This window comes from Streptomyces sp. ME02-8801-2C (genome assembly GCF_033793965.1).
In the GTDB taxonomy this organism is placed as follows: domain Bacteria; phylum Actinomycetota; class Actinomycetes; order Streptomycetales; family Streptomycetaceae; genus Streptomyces.
In genome coordinates this window covers 215053-241812 of the sequence record NZ_JARAXP010000012.1, presented here as the reverse complement: position 1 = coordinate 241812, position 26760 = coordinate 215053, and the positions used below count along the sequence as shown (strand labels likewise).

At 71.3% G+C, this 26760-nt stretch carries 17 protein-coding genes and 1 pseudogene; 7 read left to right on the top strand and 11 right to left on the bottom strand.

Annotation, left to right across the window (positions count from 1 at the left end):
• Positions 1 to 224: 224 nt before the first annotated feature.
• Complete coding sequence (locus PV396_RS33270; RefSeq protein ID WP_319210996.1) at positions 225 to 839, bottom strand: hypothetical protein; 615 nt, start codon at positions 837 to 839, stop codon at positions 225 to 227.
• 88 nt (positions 840 to 927) lie between these two features.
• Here PV396_RS33270 and PV396_RS33265 point away from each other — a divergent pair, with 88 nt between their 5' ends.
• A complete protein-coding gene (locus PV396_RS33265; protein ID WP_319210994.1) occupies positions 928 to 2244 on the top strand; it encodes an MFS transporter in 1317 nt (438 codons plus the stop codon).
• A gap of 55 nt (positions 2245 to 2299) precedes the next feature.
• Here PV396_RS33265 and PV396_RS33260 read toward each other — a convergent pair whose 3' ends face one another.
• On the bottom strand, positions 2300 to 3451 hold the full coding sequence (locus PV396_RS33260; protein WP_319210992.1) for a LacI family DNA-binding transcriptional regulator: 1152 nt from the start codon (positions 3449 to 3451) through the stop codon (positions 2300 to 2302).
• A 108-nt stretch (positions 3452 to 3559) separates the two neighbouring features.
• Positions 3560 to 4600, bottom strand: coding sequence for a hydroxyacid dehydrogenase (locus PV396_RS33255; RefSeq protein ID WP_319210991.1), 1041 nt, complete (start codon positions 4598 to 4600; stop codon positions 3560 to 3562).
• Between the two features lie 300 nt (positions 4601 to 4900).
• On the opposite strand from PV396_RS33255, the gene PV396_RS33250 reads away from it, so the two are divergent.
• Genes PV396_RS33250 through PV396_RS33235 form a run of 4 tightly spaced genes read left to right on the top strand, consistent with a single transcriptional unit; the run spans position 4901 to position 9712 of the window.
• Positions 4901 to 6229, top strand: a complete 1329-nt coding sequence (locus PV396_RS33250; RefSeq protein ID WP_319210990.1) for an ABC transporter substrate-binding protein — start codon at positions 4901 to 4903, stop codon at positions 6227 to 6229.
• A gap of 11 nt (positions 6230 to 6240) precedes the next feature.
• Positions 6241 to 7125, top strand: a complete 885-nt coding sequence (locus tag PV396_RS33245) for a sugar ABC transporter permease (protein WP_319210988.1) — start codon at positions 6241 to 6243, stop codon at positions 7123 to 7125.
• Positions 7125 to 8069 (top strand): carbohydrate ABC transporter permease, encoded by a 945-nt coding sequence (locus PV396_RS33240; protein ID WP_319210986.1) that lies wholly within the window; start codon positions 7125 to 7127, stop codon positions 8067 to 8069. The genes PV396_RS33245 and PV396_RS33240 overlap by 1 nt, the downstream gene beginning before the upstream one ends.
• Before the next feature lie 17 nt (positions 8070 to 8086).
• On the top strand, positions 8087 to 9712 hold the full coding sequence (locus PV396_RS33235; RefSeq protein WP_319211020.1) for a family 43 glycosylhydrolase: 1626 nt from the start codon (positions 8087 to 8089) through the stop codon (positions 9710 to 9712).
• A gap of 24 nt (positions 9713 to 9736) precedes the next feature.
• Here PV396_RS33235 and PV396_RS33230 read toward each other — a convergent pair whose 3' ends face one another.
• Positions 9737 to 12610: a SpoIIE family protein phosphatase gene (locus tag PV396_RS33230; protein WP_319211019.1), complete on the bottom strand. Its 2874-nt coding sequence runs from the start codon at positions 12608 to 12610 to the stop codon at positions 9737 to 9739.
• Between the two features lie 83 nt (positions 12611 to 12693).
• On the bottom strand, positions 12694 to 14220 hold the full coding sequence (locus PV396_RS33225) for a serine/threonine-protein kinase (RefSeq protein ID WP_319210984.1): 1527 nt from the start codon (positions 14218 to 14220) through the stop codon (positions 12694 to 12696).
• A gap of 131 nt (positions 14221 to 14351) precedes the next feature.
• Between PV396_RS33225 and PV396_RS33220 the strand changes: the two are divergent.
• A pseudogene (locus tag PV396_RS33220) lies at positions 14352 to 15143 on the top strand (Mut7-C RNAse domain-containing protein).
• 211 nt (positions 15144 to 15354) lie between these two features.
• On the top strand, positions 15355 to 16407 hold the full coding sequence (locus PV396_RS33215) for a YbhN family protein (protein ID WP_319210982.1): 1053 nt from the start codon (positions 15355 to 15357) through the stop codon (positions 16405 to 16407).
• 38 nt (positions 16408 to 16445) lie between these two features.
• On the opposite strand, the gene PV396_RS33210 is transcribed toward PV396_RS33215, so the two are convergent.
• The 6 genes from PV396_RS33210 to PV396_RS33185 all read right to left on the bottom strand — a co-directional run.
• The gene (locus PV396_RS33210; RefSeq protein ID WP_319210980.1) at positions 16446 to 17543 is read right to left on the bottom strand and encodes a class I SAM-dependent methyltransferase; all 1098 of its coding nucleotides are present in this window, start codon (positions 17541 to 17543) and stop codon (positions 16446 to 16448) included.
• Positions 17540 to 18775, bottom strand: a complete 1236-nt coding sequence (locus PV396_RS33205) for a glycosyltransferase (RefSeq protein WP_319210978.1) — start codon at positions 18773 to 18775, stop codon at positions 17540 to 17542. Before PV396_RS33205 ends, PV396_RS33210 begins: the two co-directional genes overlap by 4 nt.
• On the bottom strand, positions 18772 to 19599 hold the full coding sequence (locus PV396_RS33200; protein WP_319210976.1) for an alpha/beta hydrolase: 828 nt from the start codon (positions 19597 to 19599) through the stop codon (positions 18772 to 18774). The genes PV396_RS33205 and PV396_RS33200 overlap by 4 nt, the downstream gene beginning before the upstream one ends.
• Positions 19600 to 19601: 2 nt before the next feature.
• On the bottom strand, positions 19602 to 19856 hold the full coding sequence (locus tag PV396_RS33195; RefSeq protein ID WP_319211017.1) for a phosphopantetheine-binding protein: 255 nt from the start codon (positions 19854 to 19856) through the stop codon (positions 19602 to 19604).
• 107 nt (positions 19857 to 19963) lie between these two features.
• On the bottom strand, positions 19964 to 25036 hold the full coding sequence (locus PV396_RS33190) for a beta-ketoacyl synthase N-terminal-like domain-containing protein (protein WP_416071517.1): 5073 nt from the start codon (positions 25034 to 25036) through the stop codon (positions 19964 to 19966).
• Positions 25037 to 25041: 5 nt separating this feature from the next.
• Positions 25042 to 26760 (bottom strand): SDR family NAD(P)-dependent oxidoreductase (locus PV396_RS33185; protein WP_319210974.1); only part of this gene is annotated, 1719 nt, incomplete at its 5' end.

Sequence of the window (26760 nt, the reverse complement as noted above, 5' to 3'; positions counted from 1 at the left end):
GCAGACTCGGACGGCCGTTGGACGAGGGGTACATGTCGGTGAACATCCCTGGTGGGAACAGCACCTCGCGATGCTCGGCGAGGAACGCGAACACACTCCACGCCGGGATCAACTCCCGGCAGGTCTCCCACACATCCGGCCCGACCATCTCCCCGGCCCATTCCCCCTGCATACCTACAAGACTGGCCCCCACTCCACCGAGCCGGGGCCAGAACGCGAGATTTTCAGCAGACTTCTAGGCGGACTGTTCCGCCTCGGAACGATCCGAGCTGGATACCGCCGGCGCGCCAGGCGATGCCCGGGTGCAGGCTCTCGATGGTCGTGGCCCATCCGTGTTCGCCGATCACCCCCACCCGGTGCACGACATCGCGCTCACAGATCGCGCGCAGTTGCGGCCAGTCCGCGGCGAGCAGCTCGTGCCACGCCTGATCCATCGCCTCGGCGATCCTGGAGACGGCGTCCGTCGAGTCCCACACTGCGCGTACGCGGGGATCACGGGCGGAGGGGCCGGTCACGGTGGTGGCGAATTCGTGGCGGGCCGCTTCCAGCGGTGTGGCCCGGATCATGGCCAGGTCGTCTGCCCAGGTCTGGTTCAGGCCGCGTGGGGTCGGGGCGACGAAGTTCGCTCCGGATCGCGGGGTCTGCAGGGCGAGGGCGGCGTTCAGTTCGGTCTCGCGGCGAAGGCGTTCAAAGGCCGGCATGAGCCGGGTGGCCCATGCTCGCGGCAGCGGCTGGCCGAGGCCGGCGAGCGAGCGAAGCAGTAAGCAGAGGTCCAGTGCGGGCGACAGTGCGAAGCGGCTGCGCAGCAGGTCCTCGACGGAGACCTCGAAGCGCAGCATTCTGCCACGCTACCGCGGGACGTTGTTCCGATTCGTCCAGCGACGAATCATTGGTAAGTGGCGTGGGCGCGCGGCCAGGCTGGGCGTCATGACCCCAACCGCCGAACCCGCGCAGGGCAACCTCCGTGCCACCTACCGGGAGGTGCTGGCCGAGCCGCGATTCCGGCTGCTCTTCTCGACCCGCGCCGTCTCGATCACTGCGGACACGCTGCGGATCACCACGTTCTCGGTGCTGGTCTTCTCGGCCACCGGCTCCCCGTTGCTGAGCGCGGTGGCCTTCGGAATCGGCTTCATCCCGCAGCTGTTCGGCTCGCTGTTGCTGGGCTCACTGGCCGACCGACTGCCGCCCCGCGCGCTCATCACCAGCGGCTACGCGCTCACGTGCGCCGCCGCCCTGCTGCTCGCCCTGGTGCGGATGCCGGTCGCGGCAAGTCTCGGTCTCGTGGCGCTGGTCTCCCTCGCCACACCGGTGTTGCACGGCGCGTCGAGTCGGCTGGTCGCGCAGTCGCTGGAGGGCGACGCCTATGTACTGGGCCGGTCACTGAATAATATCGCCGGCGCCGGCGCGCAATTGTTCGGCCTGGCGCTGGGAGGTGCGGCCGTCGCGGCACTTGGCCCGCGCCGGGCGCTCGCGGTCAGCGCTGTCCTTTACCTCGGCTGCGCGCTTGCTATCCGCATCCGGCTACCCCGGCTGCAGCCGGGAGAGTTCGGCGGCACACCCGGCAGCGCTCAGGGCGATGGCGGGGCCGTCCGGGCAAGCCTGCACGGTGCCGGCCTGCTGCTGCGGGGACGCACGGTGCGACGACTGATGCTGGCCCAGTGGCTACCTGTCGCGTTCGTGGCGGGCGCGGAAGGTCTCATCGTCGCCTACGCGGGAGAACGCCACTTCGCGCCCGGCTGGTACGCGGTGCTGATGGGTTGTCTGCCGGTTGGCATGCTTGTCGGTGACCTGCTGGTGGGTCGACTGCTACGGCCACGCGCCCGGGAGCGACTGGTAGTCCCATTGGTTGCGCTGGCGGGGCTGCCTCTGATCGGCTTTGCTGCCGAGCCCGGAGTGGGCGTCTCGTCCTGTCTGCTGCTGGTCAGCGGCCTCGGATACGCCTATGGTCTCGGCCTGCAACGCCCGTTCCTGGACGCCCTGCCGCAAGATGGCCAAGGTCAGGCCTTCGGCTTGCTCGGCTCCGGCAGCATGACGCTCCAGGGCGTCGGGCCGGTTTGCCTGGGCTCGGTGGCCGCAGGCATGGGAACAGGCGGCGCAATCGCCCTGTCAGGCGGCGCGGTGGCGCTTACCGCTGGCTGGATTCTCACTTGGCACCAGCTCACCTCCCCGGCCCCCGTCCCGAACTACTCGACCGGATCAGAGAACAGCACCGAACAGCACGCCTGTAATCCACCTGCGCAGTAACCACCGCAGGCCGGGCCGGCCGCGGTCGGCATTCGCAACACGGGGCCGATCCCCGTCACGTCCGCCTCTTCCGCCCCCGCCCCACCCCCGGCACCCCCGGCACCCCCACCGACTGCCGCACCACCAACTGCGTCCCCAAAATCACGTGATCGCCCCCCGCCGCCCGCCTCTCCCCGTCCAAGGCCAGCCGTACCGCCGTGCGGCCCAAGTCCTCGTACGGGACCCGGAGAGTCGTCAGTGACGTCGACAGGTCCGCCGCGAAAGGGACGTCGTCGAAGCCCATGATCGAGATGTCGCCGGGGACCTCCAGGCCCGCCTCGCGCAGTGCTGCCAGGACTCCCGTGGCCACCATGTCCGTGCCCGCGAAGACCGCCGTGAAGTCCAGGCCCGCCTTCAGGGCGTCGCGCATTCTGTCGTAGCCCGAGGCGCGGGTGTAAGTGCCCGGGATGTCCAGCTCCTCGGCGTACGGGACGCCGTGGGCGCGCAGCGCCTGGAGGTAGCCTGCCCGGCGTTGTTCGGCCGTGCTCATCGTGGGGGCGCCGCCCAGGAAGAGGATGCGGCGGTGGCCGGCCGACAGGAGGTGGTCGCCCGCCTGGAAGGCGCCGCCCCTGTTGTCGTACTCCACGACCGTCACCGGGAGGTCGCCCGGTAGGGGTGGGCGGCCGCACAGGACCAGGCGGGAGCCTGCCGCGTCCAGCGCACGCGCGTAGTCCGCCATGCGTTCGTGGTACGCCTCGTCCAGTACCGCTCCGCCGACCAGGATGACCGCCGCCGCGTGCTGTTCCCGCATCAGCTGGACCAGGTCGTGTTCCCGGTTCTGGTCGCCGTGCGTGGTGCAGACGAGGCTCAGTCGGCCTCGGGCCGCGGCCTCCTGTTCGACTCCAGCCGCTACGTCGGCGAACGACGGGCCGATGATCTGGTCCATGACCAGGGCTACAGGGCCTGCGACTCCGCCCGAGAGGGCCTTCGCGTGGACGTTCACCACGTAGTGCAGGGACTCGACCGCCGCCATGACCCGGGCGCGGGTCTCGGCGGAGACGGGGTGGCTGCCGGCCAACGCTCTGGAAACGGTTGCCACCGACACGCCCGCCTTGGCGGCGACATCGCGGATCGTGCTGGGGCGGTCGCCCTCGCCCGTGTTCCGTCTGCGCTTGCCCGAGGTGGCGCGAGGGCCCGGTTTCCGGGCTTCGGTTCCGTTCTCCGTCACGTTCCGACGTTACTGCATCGCCGGTGTGTCAACCGGTCGCTGTGCAGCAACTCCTCCTCTCCGAGTGGAAACGATTACATTGCATAAGCGGGATCGGCCGCGCCGACCCTACGCACTCCTCGCCAAATCGCTGTGCCACACCCGGTGCGCAGGCGGCAACCCCGCCGCCAGCAGGGCCAGTTCGTCCACCACCGTGCCGCCCAGGCGCGCGAGTTCGTTGCCAAGCGAGCCTGCGATGTGCGGTGTCAGGAACACGTTGGGCAGGTTGTAGAGAGGGGAGTTCGCGGGCAGCGGCTCCGGTTCCGTCACGTCCAGTACCGCGCCCAGGCGGCCGGAGACCAGTTCCTCGGTGAGCGCCTCCGGGTCCACCAGGGCGCCCCGGGACGTGTTGATCAGCACGCCGCCGTCCGGGATGAGGGCGAGCCTGTCGGCGTCGAGCATGCGGTACGTCTCCGGGATGTCGGGCGCATGCAGGCTGACTATGTCGCTCGTGCGCAGCAGCTCGTCCAGGGGGAGGGCGGTCGCGCCCAGCGAGCGGGCCTCGGCGGCGTCCACGTACGGGTCGTACAGCGTGGTCGTCAGTTCGAAGGGGCGGAGCAGTTCGAGGAGCCGGCGGCCCACCCGTGAGGCTCCGATCACGCCGATGCGGCGACCCAGGTTGCCCACGTGCGTGTACTCGCCGGGGGCCGGGTAGACCCGCTCGCGGCGGAAGCGTTCGCGCAGGCCGAAGGCGTCCTTTCCGGCGAGGAGGACGGCAGCCAGGGTGTACTCGGCCACCGGGAGCGCGTTCGCCTGGACCGCGCTGGAGACGGTGAGACCGCGCTGCCAGCCGGCCTCGCCGATCAGGCTCCGGACACTGCCCGCGGCGTGCAGGACGGTGTGCAGGTGGGGAGCGGCGGCCAGGACGTCCACGTCGATGGGTGGGCAGCCCCAGCCTGTGATCAGTACTTCTGTCTCCGCCAGCGCGGCAGCCGCCTCGGGCTTGGTGAAGTCCTGGACGACCAAGGTCGGGTCGATTCGGGCCAGTTCCCGGAGTCGTGCCAGCAGGGTCGGCGGGAAGAGTTCGGGCAGGTGTACCGGATCCATCGCGAACAGGGCGACCGGGAGGTGGGACGGGGCCACGGGGGGCTTGGGCGGCACGGAGGGCATGGGACTCCTGCTTCGGTGCGGGCGCACTGGGACCTGAACGGCTGACAGACTCATGTAAACGTATTCCACGCTAGGGCGACGTCCTCGAGTCGGTCAATGGCAACGCCAGAAGTGCGATCAGGGGGCTGTCACTTTCCCGAACTGATACCGGAGCTGAAACCGCAGGTCATAGGCACCTTTTTGTTACCTGTGAGCAAGATGCGCGAAACAGGAATCTCTCGACCTCTTGCGTCGCGACCGGACGCGGCCTACCGTCCAGCACGGCAAACGGTTACATGGCCCGGCCTAAGGAGCACGCTCATGTCCGTCAGATTCAGGCGCCCCGCACTCGCCGGAGTTGTCTGCGCTCTCGCGCTCACCGTCTCCGCCTGCGGCGGGTCAGGATCCGGGGATGACGCCTCGGGGTCCTCCGGGCCGGTCACCCTCGATTTCTGGGGCTGGGCGAACGGTCAGGAGGCGGTCGTCAAGGCGTTCAACGCGTCGCACAAGGACGTCCAGCTGAAGTACACGAAGGTGACCGACCAGCTGACGATGCAGAAGCAGCTGAGCAACGCCGTGAAGGCCGAGAACGCCCCCTGTCTGCTCCAGAACACCGGTGAGTACGTGACGAGTTGGGTAGCGCAGGGCGCGCTCGCCGACATCACGGACTACGTCGCGTCGAGCAAGGACAAGTTCAACCCGGGCTCGTGGGCCGTCGGGCAGGTCCAGGGCAGGACGTACGGCGTGCCCACCGCCTCCGCGCCCGCCTTCACGATCTACCGCACCGACCTCTTCAAGAAGTACGGGCTCAAGGCGCCGACGACCTGGGACGAGTTCATCGCGGCGGGCAAGGTGCTGAAGAAGCACGGCATCAAGATCACCAACTACGCCGGCGAGGACCCCAGCACCCTGGAGGTGCTGGCCATGCAGGCCGGCGCCCACTGGTACGCCATCGACGGCGACGCCTGGAAGGTCGAGTTCCAGGACGCCGGCACGCTCAAGGCGGCGAAGGTGATCCAGGAGATCATCGACAACGACCTCAACTCGACGCTGTCGTTCGCCGACTACGCGGCCGTGCAGCGCAACTACGACAAGGGTGGCACCGCGACCCGGCAGATCTCCACCTGGCAGATGTCCGGGATGGTGCAGAACTTCACCGACTCCTTCGGCAAGTGGGCGATAGCTCCGTGGCCGACGTACAAGGGTGAGGCTCCGAAGACGCCGGCCGGGACCAACCAGAGCGGCAACCTGACGCTGGTGTCGAAGCAGTGCGAGCACCCGGAGCAGGCCGCCGAGGCCGCGCTGTGGATGTCCACCGACACCGGCGCGGTCAAGACCATGGCGAGCCCGGAGACCGGCAGCGGTGTGATGCCGGCGCTGGCCGACAGCGACTCCTACATCCCCGAGGCGATCTCCGAGAAGCTGCTCGGCTCGAACTACCAGCCGGCCCAGAAGGTCGTGAAGGACAGTCTGTCGACCGTGACGACCGACTGGACCTTCGGTCCGGACTGGACCGCGATGTTCTCCGAGCTGCAGAGCCAGTGGGGCCAGGTGGTCGCCAAGAAGCAGACGGTCACCGAACTCCTGGCGCACATGCAGGAGTGGACGGTCAAGGACCTGAAGTCCCGCGGTATCAACGTCAAGGGCTGAGGCACATCCCGATGATTCGCTCCCTGCGCTGGAAGGGCGCCGCCTTCACGGTGCCCTTCCAGCTCGGCTTCGTCTTCCTCTATCTGCTGCCGATCGGGTACGCCGTCTACCAGTCGCTGTACCACTCGCAGTCCTCGGGGCTGGGTCTCGGCGGCACCACCGACGAGTTCTCCGGCCTCGACAACTACCAGAAGGGCCTGACGGACCCGAAGTTCATGGGTTCCGTGCTGCGGGTCGTGCTGTTCGCGTGCGTGCAGATCCCGGTCATGCTGGCGGTCAGTCTGGTCCTCGCCCTGTTCCTGGACGCGCTCACCTCACGGGCGGCGAGCCGGTTCCGGATCATGCTGCTGGTCCCGTACATGATCCCGGGCGTGGTCGCCGCGGTCGTGTGGATCAACCTCTACAGCCCGGACGTCGGCCCGCTCACCCCACTGGGCGATCTGCTCGGCTTCAGCTGGAACTTCTTCGCGCCGTCGATGGTGTGGCCGTCCATCGGCAATCTGCTGACCTGGCACGGCATCGGCTACAACATGGTGATCATCTACTCGGCGCTGCAGGGCGTCCCGCGTGAGCTGTTCGAGGCCGCGCGGCTCGACGGCGCGACCGAGTGGCGTATCGCGACGAGTATCAAGATCCCGTTCGTGCGGGGGGCGTTGGTGCTGACCGGGATGCTGTCGATCATCCAGATGCTGCAGATCTTCAACGAGCCCGCGCTGTTCCGGAACATCACCCCGCAGACGGTCGACGACAGTTTCACCCCGATCATGATCATCTACAACCAGGCGTTCAACGCCGGCAACTACCACTACGCCGCCGCCCTTTCGGTCCTGCTCGCCCTCATCCTCGGCGTCGCCTCCTTCCTCTTCTACCGGCTGACCTCGAAGGAGACCGACTGATGGCCACCACCGCGACCACCGGCAAGACGAGGGCCGGCAAGGCGAAGACCGCCACCAGTGCCGCCGCGTCCGGCGCTCGCCGTCTCAATCGGCCTGATCCCCGGGGCAGTTCGCGTGGCGGGCAGCGGTTCGTCCTGGTCGGTCTGGTGCTGGCCAGCGTGTACAGCCTGTTCCCGGTGTACTGGCTGATCATCGCCGCCACCAAGGACCGTACGGGCCTCTACCAGTCCAACGGGCTGTGGTTCTCCGGCTGGCATCTGTGGGACAACCTGCATCAGGTGTTCACCTACGAGGACGGCATCTTCCTGCGCTGGACGGCCAACTCCTTCCTGTACGCGGGTGTCGGCTCCCTCGGCGGCACGCTGATCGCCCTCGCGACCGGCTACGGCCTCGCCCGCTTCGACTTCCCCGGCCGCGGTGCGGTGTTCGCGGCCGTCGTGGGTTCGTTCCTCATCCCGATCGCGCTGCTCACGCTTCCGCTGTATCTGCTGTTCTCGGAGATCGGGCTCGTCGACACCCCGTGGGCGATGCTGATCCCCTGTCTGATCAACCCGTTCAGCGTGTATCTGGCCAAGGTGTACACCGAGGCGACGATCCCCTTCGAGCTTCTGGAGGCGGCCCGTATCGACGGGGCCGGTGAGCTGCGGATCTTCTTCAGCATCGTGCTGCGGATGATGACCACGGGCGGGGCGACCGTCTTCCTGCTCGCCTTCGTCAACACCTGGAACGCCTTCTTCCTGCCGCTGACCGTCCTGCGCGGCGAGGAGAACTGGACGCTCAACCTGGGCCTGTACAACTGGTCCGGCAAGCGCGCGGAGTCCGGTGTCGACCTCACCAGCCTGGTACTGACCGGCGCACTCCTCTCCATCGTCCCGATGGCGATCATGATGATCGCGATGCGTCGCTACTGGCGCACCGGCGTCACGATGGGAGCCCTCAAGTGACCTTGCCCAGCACTGATGTGACGACCGTACGCAATCCTGTCATCCGGGGCTTCGCTCCCGACCCGTCCCTTGTGCGGGTCGGTGACTGGTACTACGTGGCGACCAGTTCCTTCGAGTGGTTCCCGACGATCCCGATCCACCGCTCACGGGACCTGGCGCACTGGGAGTACGCCGGACACGTGCGGGGCGCGGCCCCGGGCGACTCGCTCGTGGGGGTGCCCGACTCCGGTGGTGTCTGGGCGCCTTCGCTGAGCTGGGACGGTGAGCGGTTCTGGGTCGTCTACTCGATCGTGCGCTCGGTCGGGACGCCGTACTTCGACCTGGACACGTACATCAGTACGGCCACTGAGGTCGACGGCAAGTGGTCGGCGCCTCGGCGGGTCGCCGGCCATGGTTTCGACCCCGCTCTCTTTCACGCGGACGGCAGGCTGTGGCTGCTGAACATGCAGAGCGATCACCGCCCGGGCGGACAGCGGTTCGCCGGCATCGTGCTCACCGAGCTGGACCGCGACACACTGACCCGGACCGGCGACACGCATCTGCTGCTGCAGCACGAACGCCTCATCGAGGGACCGAAGTTGGTACGGCACGACGGCTGGTACTTCCTCGTGCTGGCCGAGGGCGGTACGGGGTTCGAGCACGGGGTGCGGGTGGCGCGCAGTCGCGCGATCACCGGCCCGTACGAGCTCGACAGCCGGCCTCTGCTGACGACGCGGGACGACCCGTCGGTGCCGCTGCAGAAGGCGGGGCACGCGGAACTGGTCGAGACACCGGACGGTGACTGGATGCTGAGCCATCTGACGGCCCGGCCGCTGCGTACCCCTGAGGGCATGCGCTGCACCCTCGGCCGGGAGACCGCGATCCAGGCACTGACCTGGGACGCCGAGGGGTGGCCCCGGCTGCGGCAGGGCGGTCATCATCCGGTGGTTGAGGTCGACGTACCCACGCCCGCGCCCACGTCCCCCGCTCAGGCTGTGCCCCAACTCCCGGTTGACGACGGGCCGTTGGGCTGGCCCTGGAGCACCCTGCGAGGCGCGCCGGACCCGTCCTGGGTCGACACCGCCGGCCGCCCCGGCTGGATACGGCTGCGCGGACGGCACGGTCCCGAGTCGCGGTGGGCGTACAGTCTGCTCGCGCAACGCCTCACAGAGCACCGCGCGGAAGCCCAAGTCACCGTCGAGGCACAGCCGTTGACCTTCACGCAGGCCGCCGGGCTGGTCCTCCACTACAGCGCCGAGGCGTATCTGAGCCTCGACCTGACGTGGGCGGAGCCGGAAAACGAGCCGCAGCGCGGGCAGCAGTGGCGCGAGGGAGCCGGGCGTACCGTTCTCAGCCTGCGGGAACGCGACGAGGACGACACACGGCAGGTCGCGGTCGTCGAGGTCGACGCCGCGGGCCCGCTCGCCCTCGGGGTGACCGTCGACGGCGCCGACGCGTCGTTCTGGTACGTCAAGGACGGCGTCCGTCAACCCGTGGGCCCGCCACTGGACTTCAGCCGGCTCTCCGACGACTACGGTTCCAAGCTGCGCTTCACCGGCGCGATGGCCGGGATCCACGCCACGGATCTCGTCGACGCCGTCTTCACGGCCGACTTCACGGACTTCCGGCTCGTGTGCACGGCCGGGGAGGAGTGGCCGTCCTGAAGGGTCGGGTCAGGGCAAGTCGGGTCATGGCAGCGGCTGTTCGGTCCAGATGATCTTGCCGTCGGCCGTGTAGCGCGTCCCCCAGCGTTCGGCGAGCCGGGCGACGAGGAACAGGCCCCGGCCGCCCTCGTCCTCGGTGCGGGCGCGGCGCAGTCGTGGGGAGGTGCTGCTGCCGTCGGAGACCTCGCAGATCAGCGCGCGGTCGCGGAGCAGCCGGAGCTGGACCGGGCCCGAGGCGTGGCGCAGGGCGTTGGTGATCAGTTCGCTGGCCACGAGTTCGGTGCTGAACGCCAGCTCTTCGAGGCCCCAGGCGGTGAGCTGGTCCATGACCGCAGCCCGGGAGTGGGAGACGAACGCCGGGTCGCGGGGCACCGGCCACTGGGCGACCTGATCCGGCCCCAGCACGTGTGTACGGGCGACCAGCAGGGCCACGTCGTCGGCCGGGCGGGCCGGGAGCAGGGCGTCGAGGACGGCTTCGCAGGTGTCCTCGGGGGCCCGGCCGGCGCAGGCCAGGACAGTGCGGAGGCGGTCCATGCCGACGTCGATGTCACGGAGCCGGTCCTCGATCAACCCGTCGGTGTAGAGGACCAGTTGGCTGCCCTCGGCCAGTTCGAGCTCGACCGTTTCGAAGGGCATCCCGCCGAGTCCGAGCGGCGGTCCCGGCGGCAGGTCGACGAAGTCCACGGTGCCGTCGGGAGCGACGACCGCGGGGACCGGGTGCCCGGCGCGGGTGAGGGTGACGCGCCGGGACACCGGGTCGTAGACGGCGTACAGACAGGTGGCGCCGATGATCCCCGAGTCCTGGTGGGTGTTCTCCACGGCCCAGCCCTCGCCCCGGTCGAGCCGTCCGACCAGGTCGTCGAGGTGGGTGAGGAGTTCGTCGGGGGCCAGGTCGAGCGCGCAGAAGTTGTGTACGGCGGTGCGCAGGCGTCCCATGGTCGCGGCGGCGTGCAGTCCGTGCCCGACGACGTCGCCGACCACCAGCGCCACGCGCGCGCCGGAGAGCGGGATGACGTCGAACCAGTCGCCGCCGACGCCGGCCTGCGCGGGCAAATAGCGGTAGGCGACCTCGACGGCGTTCTGCTCGGACCGGCCCCGGGGCAGCAGGCTGCGCTGGAGGGCGAGCGCGGTGTTGCGTTCGCGGGTGTAGCGGCGGGCGTTGTCGATGCAGATCGCGGCGCGTCCGGCCAGCTCCTGGGCCAGGGAGAGATCGTCGTCCTCGAAGGGCGTGGGCCGCTCCGAGCGGTAGAACTGGACCGCGCCGAGCGTCGTGCCCCTGGCCCGCAGCGGCACGGTGATCAGCGAGTGGATACCGGCCCGCAGCACCCGTTCGCCCCGTACGGGATCCTGTGCGATCCAGTCGCCGTCCGAGGTCAACGCCGGTTCGAGGACGGGCTGCCGGCTCTCCAGGGCGCGAGCCTGCGGGGTGGAGGCGACGTACCGGACCTCGTCGCCGATCCCGTACAGCCAGGATTCCTCGTGTACGGCGCCCAGCGCGATCCGGCGCAAGGGGGTGTCGGCGCCGAGCGGTCCCGGCTCCTCGCCCCGCAGTACGGAGTCGGGCAGGTCGACGGCGGCGAAGTCGGCGAAGCGGGGGACGGCCACCTCCGTCAGCTCCTCGGCGGTGCGGGTGACGTCGAGGGTGGTGCCGATCCGGACCCCGGCGTCGTGCAGCAACTCCAGCCGTCGGCGGGCCAGCACGGCGAGCCGTCCCACGCCGGGCTCGCCGACGAGGAGCAGCCAGGCGTCGGTGTCAGTGTTGATGTCTGTGTCTGTGTCGATGGGCTTCGGGGACTGCGCGGGGCGCGGGGGCAGGGGTGAGGCCGGCGGGTCGGAGACCGGGCGCAGGACTACCGGCGGTGTCCGGGTCGGCCGCGGGGCGGGCCGAGTGACGTCGGCTGGAGCGGCGTGGCGCAGGCGGGGGCCGCCCAGGACTCGGGCCTCGACGACCACGCCCGTCTCGCCCGCCGCTCCCTCGACCTGGCGGCGCAGCAGGGTGGCGGTACGGCCGCCGGAGAGCAGCACCTCGTCGAGGGTGCGGTGCGGAGCTGCGATCAGCGCCTCCGCCTTCTCGCGCAGGACCGCCAGGTCGATCGGGCCGAGAACGTCGCCGTCGTGGCCGGGACCCTGGCCGGCGGGCATGTGCGGAGGCCTGGTCCGCAGCCGGGGCGGCCAGTCGACGGCACCCTCGTTCGTGCGGTGGGTGCCGTGCGGGCCGTGGCTGCCGTGGTCGGCCCGGCGGTACGCGTTGAGGAGCGCGCGCTCCCGGTCGGTGGCCTGTTCGAGCAACCTGGTCTCGATGTCCCGGACTGCTTCGCGGACGAGCCGCATCATCGCGGGGTCGCCGTCGTCGTGCAGACAGGTCAGGTCGAGGACGGCCTCGATCCGGCCGCTGAGGGGGTTGCGGATGGGCGCGCCCGCACAGGCGAACGGTTGCAGACAGTCGGCGAAGTGCTCACGGCCGGCGACGTAGACGGGGCTGCGCCCGGCGAGGGCGGTGCCGACTCCGTTCGTACCCGCGACTCGTTCGGAGGCGTCGAAGCCGGGGGCGAAGTTGACCGCGTCGAGGCGTGCGCGCAGCGCCGTGTCGCCGCCGTACCGCTGGACCATACGGGCCTGCCCGTCGCAGAGCGCGACCGTCGTGTTCAGCTCGGCGAGGGATGCGGTGAGGCGCTTCAGGACCGGCTCGGCAGCGTGCAGGAACCGGTGGTCGAGTGTCAGATCGGGGGCGTACGGGACCACCAGCCGGTCCGGCTCGACCCCTGCGTACCGGCACCGCTTCCACGAGTCGAGCACCGAGTCCCGCACATCCGAGTCGACCCGCACGCCGGCCAGAAAACGCTCATGGGCATCGACGAGACCGCCGATGGCGTCCCAGGCGACGGACAACGGGATCACTTCCTTCAAGCGATTCCACTGTAGCCCCCTACGAGCGATTTGTGATGTGGATCACACATGGATCACGGGAGGCTGTCGTTCCGTCACGTCCGGGGCCGGAAATGCGCCCCCGTCGACTCCTCCCCGGTGACCGCGGCCACGCAGCGCATCACGCGCAAGCCGTCGGCGTACTGGGTCTGTGTGGGCGGGAGAACGTCCACGGTCCAGCGGTCGGGGGCGATCTTGAGCGCGTCGCCCTGTCTGGAGGCTGCCAGGACCTCGCGCGAGCAGAGTTTTCGAACGTCGGGGTGGTTCTCGAGTTCCTTCTGGTTGTTGGTCGTCCCGTCGGAGGGGAGCGGGGCTATCGCGAAGGTCTCCCACGGGTGCGGCACCAGGCAGTCGGAGCGGTTCACGCTGACGATGCCCACATTGACGACCATGCCGCCCCAGCATTCGGCGGTCGTCGTGCAGCGCCCTCCCAGGCCGGCGATCTTGGTCGCCGGGCAGTTCTCGGTCGTCGTCGGCACGCCGAAACCGGGGTTCGCGGCCTGGGCGGGCCCGCCCGTACGAGAAGGGGACAGAGAGGCTGCGGTGGTCGGCGCCTTGCTGGTCGAGGGCGGCAGGTACTGGTACGCGACCGTCCCGCCCGTACCGACGACCACCAGCGCCACGGCCGCGACGGACACCCGGACGCTCACCTTTCTCCGGCGAGGAGCGGTGGCGGACGACGGGACAGTGGTGGGCAGGGCGGAGGGTGGAGCGACCGCGGGGACGGGGGCAGGGGCGGGGGTGCGGGTGGTGTGGGCCGTGTCCGTCAGGTCCACGGCGGCCAGCGCGTCCCTGAGGGCCGCCGCGCTCGGGAGGCGGTCGGCAGGGTCCGGGGCCATGGCGTGGCGGAGGACCTCGGTGAGGCGCGGGCTCACTCCGGGGAGGTCCGGCAGGGGCCAGGTGTGCCGGACGATGACCTCCGCGATGCCGAGACTGCCCTCGGCCGGGAAGTGCGGGGGCCTGCCGTGCACCAGGGCGTAGATCGTCGCGGCGAGGGAGTACACGTCCCCGGCCGGGGTGGGCTCGGCCAGCCGGAACGCCTCCGGCGGGGCGTACGCGGGTGTCAACGCCTCCCGGGTGACCGACAGTTCCTGACCGGGGCGGGGCATCGCGGCCAGCCCGAAGTCGGCGAGGCCGACGTTCCCGTACCGGTCGGTCATGATGTTGCCGGGCTTGATGTCGCGGTGCAGTACGCCGGAGGCGTGGGCGGCGGCCAGCGCGTCGGCGATGCGTACGCCGATGTCGCGCGCCTCGGCAGCCGGGAGCGGGCCCCGCTGGTGGAGGCGGTCGCCGAGCGAACCGCCGGGACACAGCTCCAGGACCATGTACGGACGGCCGTTGTCGAGCACCCCGGCGTCGTACACCGCCACCACGTGCGGGTGGCCCGACAGCTGACCGGCGGCGGTGACCTCGCGCAGGAAGCGCTGGCGGTCGCGGTCGGTGGCCAGGACCCGGCTGTCCATCTTGAGGGCGACCTCGCGGCCCACGGCCAGTTGCCGGGCCCGGTACACGGTGGCGAACCCGCCCTGGCCGAGGACCTCGACGACCTCGTAACCGGGCACGCCCGTACGTTCGAACTGCATGCTGCCGTGCTCCCCCACCAGCGAGGCCGACCGCCCCGGTCGGATACCGGATCGGGGTGTTGAGAGCGCCGAGAGTAGTGCACGGGAAAACCGCCGGGCGTTCCCGGCCGGACGGATGGCATCCTGGCCGGGTGAGCAGACCTGAGATCGTCATCAGTTTCGCCCCTGAGCTGCGGCTTTTCGTGCCGTCCGAGCGACGGGCCGGGCCCACGGCCCTGGTCACCGACGGGTAGTCCTCGCTGGGGCACGTGGTGGAGTCGCTGGGCGTGCCGCTCACCGAGGCCGGGCGGCTGCTCGTCGACGGCCGGGAGGTGACGGTGTCCCATGTGCCGGGGGCGGGCGAGAGGGTGGAGGTCGGCGCCGTCGTCAGACCGCAGCCGGTGCCGGGGGCGCCGCTCCGTTTCCTGCTCGACGTGCATCTGGGCACGCTCGCCCGCCGGTTGCGGCTGCTGGGCGTCGATGCCGCGTACGAGAGCGAGGACATCGGCGATCCGGCGCTGGCCGCGTTGTCGGCGGCCGAGCGGCGCGTGCTGCTCTCCCGGGACCGGGGGCTGCTGCGGCGTCGGGAGCTGTGGGCCGGCGCGTACATCTACAGCGACCGGCCTGACGACCAGCTCCGGGACGTACTGGACCGGTTCGCGCCCGCGCTCGCCCCGTGGACCCGGTGCACCGCCTGCAACGGACGGCTGGAGCAGGCCGACAAACAGACGGTCGGCGACCGGTTGGAGGACGGGACGCGGCGCACGTACGACGTCTTCGCGCAGTGCGTGGACTGCGAGCGGCTGTACTGGCGGGGCGCGCACCACGCGCGGCTGGAGGCGATCGTGGAGGGCGCGCTGAGCGAGTTCGGCGGGGCGGCGGGAACCGAGGGCCGCACGACGGCGTTGAACGCACGTAGTGAAAGGGACGTATTGACAGATTGACAGGAGACGAGGAGGGGAAACTCTGACAGAACACATCTGAACCCTTCAGGCATCATCTGTGTCGCCCGTCCGCCCTCACCCCTTCTCTTCCTGGACACCACCCCGTCACGCGGACTGGGAACGCTCCTGCCGTCCCCCCTTGCTTCGCTCTTCAACTCCCCCCGTCCGCCCCCGCAGCGCGTGGGCGCAACGTGGAAGGACGACGCGCGCTGTGTCCTCTTTGCCGGTAGTCCCCATAGCCCCGCCCGTTTCGACGGTCCAGGCCCCTTCCCACGGCACCGCCGACTGTTCCGCCGCGGCTGTCCGCGCCTCCTTCTTCTCCCGGTTCCCCGTCGCCCGGCACGCCCGCCGGGTGCTGTGTCTGCTGCCGATCCTGCTCATCGGGATCTGGGCGGCGGACAACTGGCGGGTGCTGCACGACGGGGCCCAGCGGCTCACCACCGCCGACCCCGGCTGGCTGGCAGTCGGGGCCGCGTTCACGTTCCTGTGCTGGGTGTCCGCAGCCTTCGCCCGCCAGGGGGCGATCCCCGAGCGGCTGCCGCCCGGGCTGCTGCTGGCCTCGCAGTTCGCCGCGGGTGCCGCGAACAACGTCCTTCCGGCCGGTCTCGGCGCGCACGCCGTCACCCTGCGCTTCCTGACCGGCCGGGGCATCCCGCTGGCCCGGGCCACCGCCTCCCTCGCCCTGTACTCGCTGGTCAAGCCGGTCGCGAAGCTTCTGGTGATCCTCGCGCTGCTGGCGACCTTCCCGACCTCCCTGGGCACCACCGACCTCTTCCCCGACGAGGGGACCGTGGTCCCCATCGCCCTGGGCGTGGCCGGCACGGTGGTCGTCGTGACGCTGGTGGTGGCCTTCGTACGTCCGCTGCGGCGCCCCCTGCTCGACGGTCTGCGCACCGCCCTGACCGACGCACGGCGCCTGCACACCCGGCCCGCCCGGGTCATCGCGCTGTGGGGCGGCGCCGCGGGCTTCTCCCTGTGCCAGGCGGCCGTGCTGGCCAGTGTCGGGGCCTCCCTCGGGCTGCCGGTGGCCTGGCCGGACGTGCTGTTCGCCTATCTCGCCGCGAGCGCCGCTGTCGGCGCGGTACCCGCGCCGGCCGGGATCGGCCCGGTCGACGCGGCCCTGGTGTTCGCGCTGGCCGCGCTGGGCGCCCCGCTGTCCCTGGCCGCCGCGACCGTCGTCGGCTTCCGCGTCCTGACGGTCTGGCTGCCGCTGCTGCCGGGCGCCCTTGTGCTGTCGATGTTGGTGCGGTCCAAGGTTCTGTGACGCGGGTGCTCTGAAGCACTGGTGACACGTGGCGCGTCTCAGTCCCGGCGGGCCACCAGACGGTACGCGTTGGAGACGCCCAGTCGGTGGGAGAGCGGGCGGACGGCGAAGCGGTCCAGCAGGGTGCCCAGGATCAGCGCCGGGACGCCGGCCAGCAGCAGGGCTCCGCGCAGGATGCGGCGCAGGGTGTTCGGGGGGTGCGGCAGCCAGGGGAGGTTGTCGCGCGGGGCGGCGTTGTCGAGGGCCAGCCAGACGGCGGCGAGCAGGTCGACGGGGTCGTGCGGCTCGGCGTGCTGCTCCAGTACGACGGTGAAGCCCAGCTCGGTCAGCCGTCGCCGCAGGTTGTCGACGGGGACGAAGTGCAGGTGCTGGGGCTGGAGCCAGGGCAGCCACCAGCGGCCGAGCAGCCTGGCGTAACGGCTGTCGGGGTCGGGGACCTCGATCACCAGATGTCCGCCGGGGCGGATGGCCTGGCGTGCGGCCTCCAGTTCGAGCGGTGGCTCGGTGCTGTGCTCCAGGTAGTGGAACATGCTGACGACGTCGTAGCGGGCGGTCAGTTCGGGGGCCAGCTCGGTGAAACTCCCCCGGAAGCCGCGCTCGACCCGCCCCGCCCGCTCGGCGAGTTCGGCGCCGTCGGTGAAGTCCAGCCCGTCGAAGGTCGTGCCGGGGTGGACGGTCCGGGCGGCCTCGCAGAAGTGGCCGTGTCCGGTGCCGACGTCGAGCCAGTTCTTGGGCGCGTCGTCGAAGGGGAGCAGCGCACGGGCCCGCTGCTCGTACATTTTCGTGCGGCCCGCGAAGGTGTTGCCGAGCTGCTTCTCGCCGAGCCCGTCGTAGAAGTCACGGTAGTAGAACTCGAGCCCGGCGGCGCTGAGCCGGGGGTTCTGGAAGGTGTGGCGGCACTCCTGGCAGCGGTCGAGCACGAACTGTCCCGGCTTGTGCTGGAGCAGGTCGGTGGTCCGCAGCCGCGTCTCCAGTTCGGCCGAGCCGCACCAGGGGCACCTGGTGCGCGGGGCTTCGAAGAACCGCTCGAGGCCGAAGGCCAGGTCACCCTGGTAGGTGGGCCGGAGGGCGGCCACCTGCTCGGTACGGGTGGGGGTGGCGGGAGCTTGCCGTTCACCGGGCTTGCTGTCGCTCATGCCGTCTCCTTCGCGGGCGCGTCGATGGCGAGTTGCTCGAGGTGGGTGGCCGCCGCGAACGCGCCTCCGGCGGCCCGGAACGCGGAACGGATCCGGCCCGCCGCGAAGCGGTAACCGGGCTCGTGCAGTACGGCGTCGACCGCGGCGCCCAGTTTCGGCGCGGTGACCCGGCCGAACCGCACCCGGATGCCCGCCCCGGCCTCCACGACCTGCCCGGCGACCACCGGCTGGTCGTCCCTGATGGGCGCGACGACCAGCGGTACGCCGTGCCACAGCGCCTCGCACACGGTGTTGTGCCCGGCGTGACAGACGACCGCGTCGACCCTTTCGAGGAGCGGGAGTTGGGGGACGGACGGAACGATCAGCACGCCCTTGTCCTCCTTCTCGCCGCTCCCGGGGGCGCCCTCTTCGGCCCCGGTGTCCGCGAGTACGCCCGCCGGGTCCACGATCACTGTCTGCATCCGGTCGGCCCGCTCACGGGCAGCCGCCAGACACTCCGTCAGAAAACGTGCGCCGACCTCGGTGTTGGCCGTGCCGAGGGTGACGAGGGCCGTGGCGCGGGCGGGGTCCAGCCAGTCCCAGGGGAAGCCGGACGGGGCGGGCCGGTCGGCGACGGACGGTCCGACGTACCGGATCCGGTCGCCCGTCCGGGCGTCGGGTCCGACGAACTCCGGTGTGCTGAAGGCGAGTACGAGGTGCGGGGAGAACCGGGGGTCGGCGGTTCCGGCGGGATCGCCGATCCGGGCCCGGAGCCCGGCGAGCAGTTCGTCCAGCCACTCGGCGACCTTGGGCATGCCGGACAGTACGTCGGTGAACTCGGCGGAGGTGGTCGCCGAGGTGGCCCAGGGCAGGCCGAGCCGCTCGGCGACGAGGCCCCCGGCGAGGGCCTGTTGGTCGGCGACGACGACATCGGGCCTGAACTCCCCGACAGCGGACTCGACTTGGGGAGCCATGCCCTCGGCGAGCGGGGCGAGGAACCGTTCCCAGAGGAACTTCAGCGCCTCGGGTCCCCGCAGGTCCGACGGCCGTACGCCGTCACCGGAGCCGGGGACGGGCCCCGCGCACGCGAAGACGGTGGCGTCCGCTCCGGCGAGCCGCCGCACAAGTCCCGGATCGGCGCAGACCCAGGCCGACTCATGACCGCGAGCGGCGAGTTCGGCGGCCACCCCGACGGCCGGGTTGATGTGCCCGACGAGCGGCGGTACGACGAACAGAAACCTGGAACGGCTCACCGTGCCTCCGCCCCCGCCAGCTGAACCGGAGCGTCGGCGCCGAGGATGAGCGACAGGATGTGCCCGCCGACGGTTCCCGACGCCTCGACGAGCACGGAGTGTTCGTGGCCCGGCACGACGACGGTCCGGCAGTCGGGCAGCACGGACTCCATCCAGGGCGCCAGGTCGGCGAGGTCGGAGTCACCCCCGTACACGCCAAGTACCGGGCAGCGTACGGAACTTATCTGGTCCTCGGTCAGTACCCGGCTGGCCGGGATGTCCTGGGCGAGGGATGTCTCGCGGGCCAGTCGGGCGGCGCCCTTGGCGAGGCGGGCGGTGTTCTGGCTGCGGTTGGCGGTGATCCAGGCGATGGCTTCGGCCTCGTTGTGGGCGAGTTCGTGCATGACCCGGCCGAGGATGCCGTCGAGTTTGCCCGCCCAGGCGGCGGTGGCAGGTTCCGACTCGATGAGGGAGACGCTGGTGGCGCGCTCGGGGTGGCGGGCGGCGTAGCCGAACGCGACTGTCCCCCCGTAGGAGTTGCCGACGAGATGGACCGGGCCGGTCACCTCCAGCCGGACCAGGAGGGCCTCGAGGTCGTCGATGCTGTCGTCGAGGGTGTAGCCGGTGGCGGGGCGGGTGGAGCGGCCGTGGCCGCGCAGGTCGTACATCACGACGTCGATGCCGGAGGCGGCGAACGCCGGTGCCACGGTGAAGTAGTAGCTGGCCAGACTGTCGGTGAGCAGGCCGTGCACGAGTACGGCGGTGGCGGTGACCGGTCGGTCGCCGCGCGGGCCGATGCGCTGGGCGTGCAGCCTGAGGCCGCCGCCGAGGTCGACGATCGCCATGGTCAGCCCGCCTCCGCCGCTTTGAGACTGGCGACGACGTGCTCGACGAGCCGTCCGACGGTGAGTTCGATGATCTCGTCGAAGTCCATGTCGGCCAGGAACTCGGCGAAGTTGACCTGGTTGCCGTACTTCTCCTCCAGCAGCCCGGCCAGGGTCACCAGGTCGATGCTCTCCAGCTCGAGGTCGCGGTTGAAGGTGGTGTCCATGCGGATCTCGACGTCGTCGAGGCCGTATTCGTCGAGGAGGGTCGCGAGCATGCCGGTGATGTCGGCGAGCACCGCCTCCTCACTGTGAACACCGGACGCGGTTGCGATTGCGGTTCCGGTTGCTGTTGCCCTTGCGGTCGTGTGGCCGTTGAGGCTGGTCATCGCTCCAACTCCCTTTCCTCGGTGGCTGATCCGGTGGTCCAGGCCACGACGTACTGTCTGGTCGGCAGTCCGGGGGGATTGCCGGTCTGCTCGCAGTGCACGGTGTAGTCGGGGGCGAGCCGCCCGGAGACGGTGAGCCTGGCGCCCCCGTCCATGGCCTCCCGTACCGCGAAGTCCCTTGGCCGGCCGCCGAGTCCGGTGCCCTCCGCCTTCGCGACCGCTTCCTTGGCGGCCCAGAAACGGGTGAACCAGAGCGCCTCGGACTCGCCGGTCGCGGCCGACCGGGCGTGGAGGAGGCCGAGTTCGGAGGGGGTGAGGGCGGTGGCCAGGGTCGAGGCGTCGCGGTCGACGACCTCCTCGATGTCGATGCCGGGCCCGGGGGCGGAAGCGGGGGCGGAACCGGGCCTGTGCGGTCGTACGATCGCCACGGCTGCCTCGGCGCGGTGGGCGAGGGAGATGTCCAGCGGAGGGAGGATCCGGCCGTGCAGGCCGGTGACGTACGGCCGCCCGGTCGGGTCGTTGTGCACGCGGATCTCCGCCGGGAACACGTCCCCCTCGCCCTCCCGGTCCCAGAGCCACCGTCGTACCGCGTCTTTGGCCGCGATCCGGCCGAGCAGCCACTGCCGGCGACCGCGTGGGGCGTGCCGCTCGTACTGCGAACGCTCCTCCCCTCCCAGGGAGTTGCGCATGATGAGGTCGCGCGATGCGAGGTCGGGCCAGCGTTCGTGGAGCAGGACCCAGCCGCCCGGGCGGGTCCGGGAGAGGGTGTTGCGCTCGGGGAAGCGTTCGACCGGGCGGGTCTGCGGGTCGTTGTCGAAGCGGCGGTCCTGCCAGCCGTTCAGTACGGCCCAGACCTGGCCGTCGACGGTCAGCTGGACGTCGGCCTCGAGGACGGTGTCGGTGAGCGAGGTGATCCGTACGAAGCATTCGACGTCGGTGCCGGGTTCGGGGTGCGGCCCGTAGAACCGCATCTCGCGCATGCCGACCGGGAACACGACCGTCCGCTCGGTGCGTGTCGCCATGATCCAGTACCCGAGGATCTGCCCGACGTTGTCGAGGAGCGAGCCGGGCGCGGGCGGGGTCGTGATCACTCCCCGTACGTGTGTGTCGCCCAGCGCGGTGAGTTCGGTGACCCCTTGGAACGCCGGGCCGTGGAACATCCAGCGCTCGGCGTAGAGCTGGGCGGCGGTGTGGTCGGGGATGCGTTCGGTTTCGGTGGTGGGGTCGGTGGGCCAGGGGGTGGGACGGGTCGCCGGGGGCGGGTAGGCGGCGGCGAGTTCGACGGTGGCGCGGGCGCGGGGGCCGAAGGAGACGGCACGGTGGGTGGGGGACCCGGGGACGGGGGTGACTGTGACGTCCACGTCGAGGGGCGGGGTGGCGGTGAGCCACTGCTCGAAGCGGGCGTTGTGGATGGCGATGGTGACGGTTGCCGGGTGGGGGTGAGGGGGGTGTGGGTTGCCGGGGGCGGGTCTGGGGCTGAGGCCGGAGTCAGGCTGGTCCGCCGCCTGCTCGGCCGCTTCCAGCATGTGCTGCACGATCGTCGTCGCCGGGACCACCGGCCACCGGTCGGAGACGTCCGGCCAGCCTGGACGCTGCGGGAAGAAGCAGTGGTCGAGGAGGTAGGGCATGGTGTCCGGGGATACGTGGACTGTGGTGCGCCAGGGGGGTGGGGCGGGGGCCTGGGTTGTGGCGGGCGGGGTGGCCGGGCCGGTGCGTCTTGCGGGGGCGCCTGCGTAGGCCGTGGCGGAACCCGGCCGGCGGTGACCCGCGCCGATCACTTCGGCTGCGGTGTCCGCCGTCTCCCGCAGCAGGGCACCCAGTTCGGCTGCGACGGGGAAACGGCCGGCCAGCAGGTCCAGCGAGGAGGTCGGCCCGGTGGCGCCGGAGGCCTCCATGACACCCAACACCCCTGGTGCACGGCGTCGTTGGACAGCGCCGACCGACGGAACGGTGCCTGGCGGCAGCGCGGCGGCAGCCTGCGGCGAGGTGGCCGCACGCCCGGCGACGCGCCGCTCCGGACTCAGCTCCGCGCGCAATTGGGTGAGCGTCGGTTCGTCGAGGGATACGAGGGCGCCGCCCAGGTCGAGGCGGACCGGCGGCCGGTCGGACGGCCGACCCCTCCGCACGGGGGCCGTCGCACGGCCCGGTTCCGTGGAGCGGCCGGAGGGACCGGCGGCGCGGGAAGCGGCGTCACCGGCGCCGACGGAACCAACAGCCCGGGACGCGGAAGCACCGGCAGTGAGGGGACCGGCGGCCCGGGAAGCGCGGACGTCGGAGTGGGTGTGAGCTGCGGTCCTGCTGGCTTTCGGCGACGGTAGTGCCGGTGCCGTTGGTCTTCCCGTAGTCCACAACGCCGTTGCCACGCGGCGGAGTTGGGCCAGACCCTCGCGGTGCGGGGAGTTCGCCGCGACGACCAGGTGATCTCGTCCCGACAGCGTGTCGCTGATGAGGGAGCCGAGTTGGCCGGTGCCGGTCTGGACGAAGGTGCGGTGGCCGGCCGCGTACATCGCCTCGATCAGTTGCCGGAACCGCACCGGCTCCAGCAGATGCCGTACGAACAGCTCACGCACCTCCGACTCGCCCGCGGGGAAGGGCGCCGCCGTGGTCCCCGACCAGACCGGAACCGTCGGCGGCCGGAGCCGGAAGCGGTGCGCGGCCTGCTCGATCGGCGCCAGGTAGGGCGCCAGCATCGGGGTGTGGAAGCCGGACTGGAAGGGCAGCACCTGGCTGAGCACACCCCGGGCGCGGAACTCCCGGACGAACCCCTCGACCGCCGCGGCCGGGCCGCACACCATCGACTGGCCCGGCGAGTTGTCGTGCGAGAGCACGATGCCCGCGTCCGCCCAGCCCTCCTCGGCCAGCGTCGCGACGACCCGTTCGGCCGGTGCGCCGAGCGCCCCGAACGCCAGCCCCGGCACGGTCACCGTGTCGGGGTCGAACGTGGCCATGAAGGCACCGACCTCGTCCTGGTCGTACAGACCGGCGGCCGTCATCGCCGTCCATTCGCCGACGCTGTGTCCGGCGACCGCGTCCGGGACGACGCCCATGCGGCGCAGCGCCCGGTCGAGGAGCAGCCCGACCCCGACGACCCCGAACCCGTGTCGGCCCACGTCCCCGACCTCGGCCCGTTCACCAGCCGGGATCACGTCGTCCAGACCGAAGTGGGCGGCGATGTCGTCGATACGGGGCTCGAAGTCGCCTTCGAGGCCGGGGAAGACGAAGGCCAACCTGCCCAACTCGCCTGCCTTGTACGCCTGTAGCGGCTCCGGACGGAACCAGACGTCGCTACGGCCGTGCCACGCCCGCCCTTTGGTGACCGCGCGGCGCGCCAGGGTGAGCCGCTTCGCGGTCGGGTCGACGATGCCGAGCCGGGTGCGCCCGGCCTGCGGATGCGTACGGGTGGCGTCGAGACCGGCGGCGAGTACGGCCGTGTCGTCGGCGTCCAGGAGGGCGGCGAGGCTCTCGGGGGTGTCGGCGGCGAGCAGCAGGACGCGCTCCGGCTCGACGACGCTTACCGTCGGCGCAGAAAGAGGTTGCCCAGCGGGGGGCCTTGCAGAGGCCGGCCTCGTGCGACGCGCTACCGGCGCCTCCTCCAGCACCACATGCGCGTTGATCCCGCCGAACCCGAACGCGTTGACCGCCGCCCGCCGTACGGGCTGCCCGTCCGTCGTCTCCCAGGGTGCCGCCCGGTCCAGCGGGCGGAACCGGGTGGCCGCGAGGGCCGGGTGCGGGTCCTCGCAGTGGAGGGTGGGCAGAAGCATGCCGTGGTGGACGGCGAGGGCGGCCTTGACCAGGCCCGCGACCCCGGCGGCGGGCATGGTGTGCCCGATCATCGACTTCACGGAGCCGATCACCGCCGGGCCGGCGCCCCCCGCCTCGTCGCTCGTCCTGGGCCCGAACACCTCGGCCAGCGTGGCCAGTTCGGCGGCGTCACCGGCGGGGGTCGCCGTGCCGTGGGCCTCGAGGAGGCCGACCGAGCCGGGCTGGGCGGGGTCGAGTCCGGCGGCCCGCCAGGCCTGGCGTACGGCGTGGGTCTGGCCGCCGGGGTCGGGGCTGACGAGTCCGGCGACGCGGCCGTCGCTGGCCACACCGGTGCCCCGGATGACGGCGTAGATCCTGTCGCCGTCGCGCTCGGCGTCCGCGAGGCGCTTGAGGACGACCACGCCGGTGCCCTCACCGATCAGGACACCGTCGGCGTCCCGGTGGAAGGGCCGGATGCGCTGGCTGGGCGAGAGGGCGCGCAGCTGCGAGAAGACGCTCCACAGGGTGATGTCGTGGCAGTGGTGGACTCCACCGGCGAGCATCAGGTCGCAGCGCCCGGACGCCAGTTCGTTCACCGCCTGGTCCACGGCCACCAGCGAGGAGGCGCAGGCGGCGTCCACGGTGTACGCCGGTCCGCGCAGGTCGAGGCGGTTGGCGACCCGGGACGCGGCCAGGTTGGGGACGAGTCCGATCGCCGACTCGGGGCTGTCGGGACCGAGTCGCTCCGTGAACGCCGTACGGACCCGGTCGAGCTGGCCGGGATCCAGGTCCGGCAGCAACTCCCCCAGCGTACGGACGAGTTGACCAGCGGTACGGACCCGTTGGTCGAGCCGAACGAGCCCGGGGGTGAGGTAGCCGCCCCGGCCGAGGACGACGCCGATGCGGTGCCGGTCGGGGAGGTGGTCGTCGCCGCCCGCGTCGGCGAGGGCGGCGGCGGCCACGTTGAGGGCGATGAGCTGGTCGGGTTCGGTGCCGGACACGGAGTTCGGCGTGATCCCGAACCGGGTCACCTCGACCTCCGCCAGCCCGTCCACGAACCCTCCGCGCCGGCAGTACACCTGGTCGGCGACGGCACGCTCACCGGCGGAGTCCGGCCGGTAGTAGGCGTCCGCGTCCCAACGCCCTTCTGGTACTTCGGTGATGGCGTCCGTGCCGGCGAGCAGGTTCCGCCAGTAGGCGTCGAGGTCGGCGGCGCCGGGCATCAGCACCGACATGCCCACGATGGCCACCGGCAGGGCTGTTGACTGATGACCCGTCCGACCGGTCGTCGGGTGATCCGGCTGGCTATCCGTCTGGCGATCCGTCATGTCTGTCACCAGCCCGACGACGTGTAGACGACGGCGCCCACCGACTCCTCGCCCCAGGCCAGTTCCCGGAGCAGCGCGGCCGTGCCCTCCTCGGGGTCGATGAGCCTGATCCCGCGCCGGGCGTACTCGCGCCCGAGTTCGGGGGTCACCATGCCGGTGTGGCCGCCGGTCGGCGCCCACGGCCCCCAGTGCACGGTCAGGGCCCGCTGCCCGGACCGGGCCGCCCAGGCGGCGCCGAGGCTCTGGAGGGCGTCGTTGGCGGCGGCGTAGTCGACCTGCCCGCGGTTGCCGAGGACGGCCGAGATGCTGCCGAACAGGACAGCGAAAGCAGGGCTGTTGGGGAGCTGCTCCAGCGCCGCGAGCAGTGTTTCGGCCCCGGTGGTCTTCGTCGCGTACACGCGCTGGAAGGACTCGGTGGTCTTCTCGGCGATGAGCCGGTCCTCGATCACCCCGGCCGCGTAGACGACCCCGTCGAGGCGGCCGTGTTCGGCGTGGATCTCCTTCACGGCCTGGAGTGCCGCGTCCTGCTCCCTGAAGTCGACGGAGTGGTAGCGGGCCGGGCTGCCGAGGGCCGTGAGTTCGTCGAGCGTCGCGCTGATCTCTCGCTGGGCCAGCAGGAGTTCGGCCTCGCGGCTTATCTCGGCGGGGGTGAGTCCGCCCCGGGCTGCGAGGGCCGCGCGGAGTTCGGTCCGGGTGTGGGCGGACGCCGTGTCCGGGGCCTCGGGGCCGTCCGGTGCGGGTGTCCGGCCGAGCAGTTCGATCCGGCAACGGGAGGCGGACGCCAGCGCCGCGGCGAACTTCGCGGTGATGCCTCGCGCCCCGCCGACCAGCAGCACCACACTGTCCCGGTCCAGCCCGAGGGCGGCGGCCTCCGCGGCACCGTCCCCGGCGGGTCCGGCACCGGTGGTGCCGAGGGTGCCCAGCGGAGTCTCGGCCAGCTCAAGTCCGTGACGCCCGGCGGGTGTTCGCAGGACGACCGGGGTGCGGTCGGAGGCGAGCAGCTCGCCGAGCAGCGCGTCGGCGACAGCGGCGGCACCCGTCTCGGAGGCAGCGAGGTCGATGATCCGCGCGTCCGTCTCCGGGTACTCCCGGGCGACGGTCCGGAAGAGCCCGTGCAGGCCGGCCGACCTCAACTCGGCGCCGTCCGGGCCGCCTTCCGTGACCACACGTACCGCGAACAGCCATCGCGGGCCGAGTCCGAGGGCCGACTTGAGGACGGGGAACGCGTCGGGCAGCACCGGCGGCCGGGACACGGCCAGCGGATCGAGATACAGCACCCCGTCGATCGGCCCCTCCGCCCCGGTCAGCAGATGCTCGGGCCCGAGAACCACCGCGCCGGCGCCATGCCCGGCGAGCCGCGCCACGACCTCGCGGGCCACCTCACCGGCGTCGTCGTCGCCGAGGAGTGCGAACCGCTTGCCGGCCAGGAGGGCGGCGGGGTCGCCGGTCGCGTTCGCGTCCTGTTGCTCCAGCAGGACGGGCCGCAGCTGGAAGCGCTTCGGTGCCTCGCCGGTGACTTCCGAGGGCACGTCGGCAGCGTCCGGCCGTAGGGGCTGCGGTGGAGTCGTCGGCTGTTGATCGGTTCCGGTCGGCCCGGCAAGTCGCGCCGTCAACCAAGCAGTGACCGAGGCCGCCGTACGGGCCTTGGCCAGCTCCTCCAACTCGGCATCCTCGAGCACCGTGAGGTCACCACCACCCCCGACACCGAGCCGCTGCGCCAACTC

Excerpts from the sequence above, each read along its gene's own strand:
- PV396_RS33270 (WP_319210996.1), bottom strand. The coding sequence starts at position 839 with ATGCTGCGCTTCGAGGTCTCCGTCGAGGACCTGCTGCGCAGCCGCTTC.
- PV396_RS33265 (WP_319210994.1), top strand. The coding sequence starts at position 928 with ATGACCCCAACCGCCGAACCCGCGCAGGGCAACCTCCGTGCCACCTAC.
- PV396_RS33255 (WP_319210991.1), bottom strand. The coding sequence starts at position 4,600 with ATGCCCTCCGTGCCGCCCAAGCCCCCCGTGGCCCCGTCCCACCTCCCG.
- PV396_RS33250 (WP_319210990.1), top strand. The coding sequence starts at position 4,901 with ATGTCCGTCAGATTCAGGCGCCCCGCACTCGCCGGAGTTGTCTGCGCT.
- PV396_RS33245 (WP_319210988.1), top strand. The coding sequence starts at position 6,241 with ATGATTCGCTCCCTGCGCTGGAAGGGCGCCGCCTTCACGGTGCCCTTC.
- PV396_RS33240 (WP_319210986.1), top strand. The coding sequence starts at position 7,125 with ATGGCCACCACCGCGACCACCGGCAAGACGAGGGCCGGCAAGGCGAAG.
- PV396_RS33225 (WP_319210984.1), bottom strand. The coding sequence starts at position 14,220 with ATGCAGTTCGAACGTACGGGCGTGCCCGGTTACGAGGTCGTCGAGGTC.
- PV396_RS33210 (WP_319210980.1), bottom strand. The coding sequence starts at position 17,543 with ATGAGCGACAGCAAGCCCGGTGAACGGCAAGCTCCCGCCACCCCCACC.
- PV396_RS33200 (WP_319210976.1), bottom strand. The coding sequence starts at position 19,599 with ATGGCGATCGTCGACCTCGGCGGCGGCCTCAGGCTGCACGCCCAGCGC.
- PV396_RS33195 (WP_319211017.1), bottom strand. The coding sequence starts at position 19,856 with ATGCTCGCGACCCTCCTCGACGAATACGGCCTCGACGACGTCGAGATC.
- PV396_RS33190 (WP_416071517.1), bottom strand. The coding sequence starts at position 25,036 with ATGACGGATCGCCAGACGGATAGCCAGCCGGATCACCCGACGACCGGT.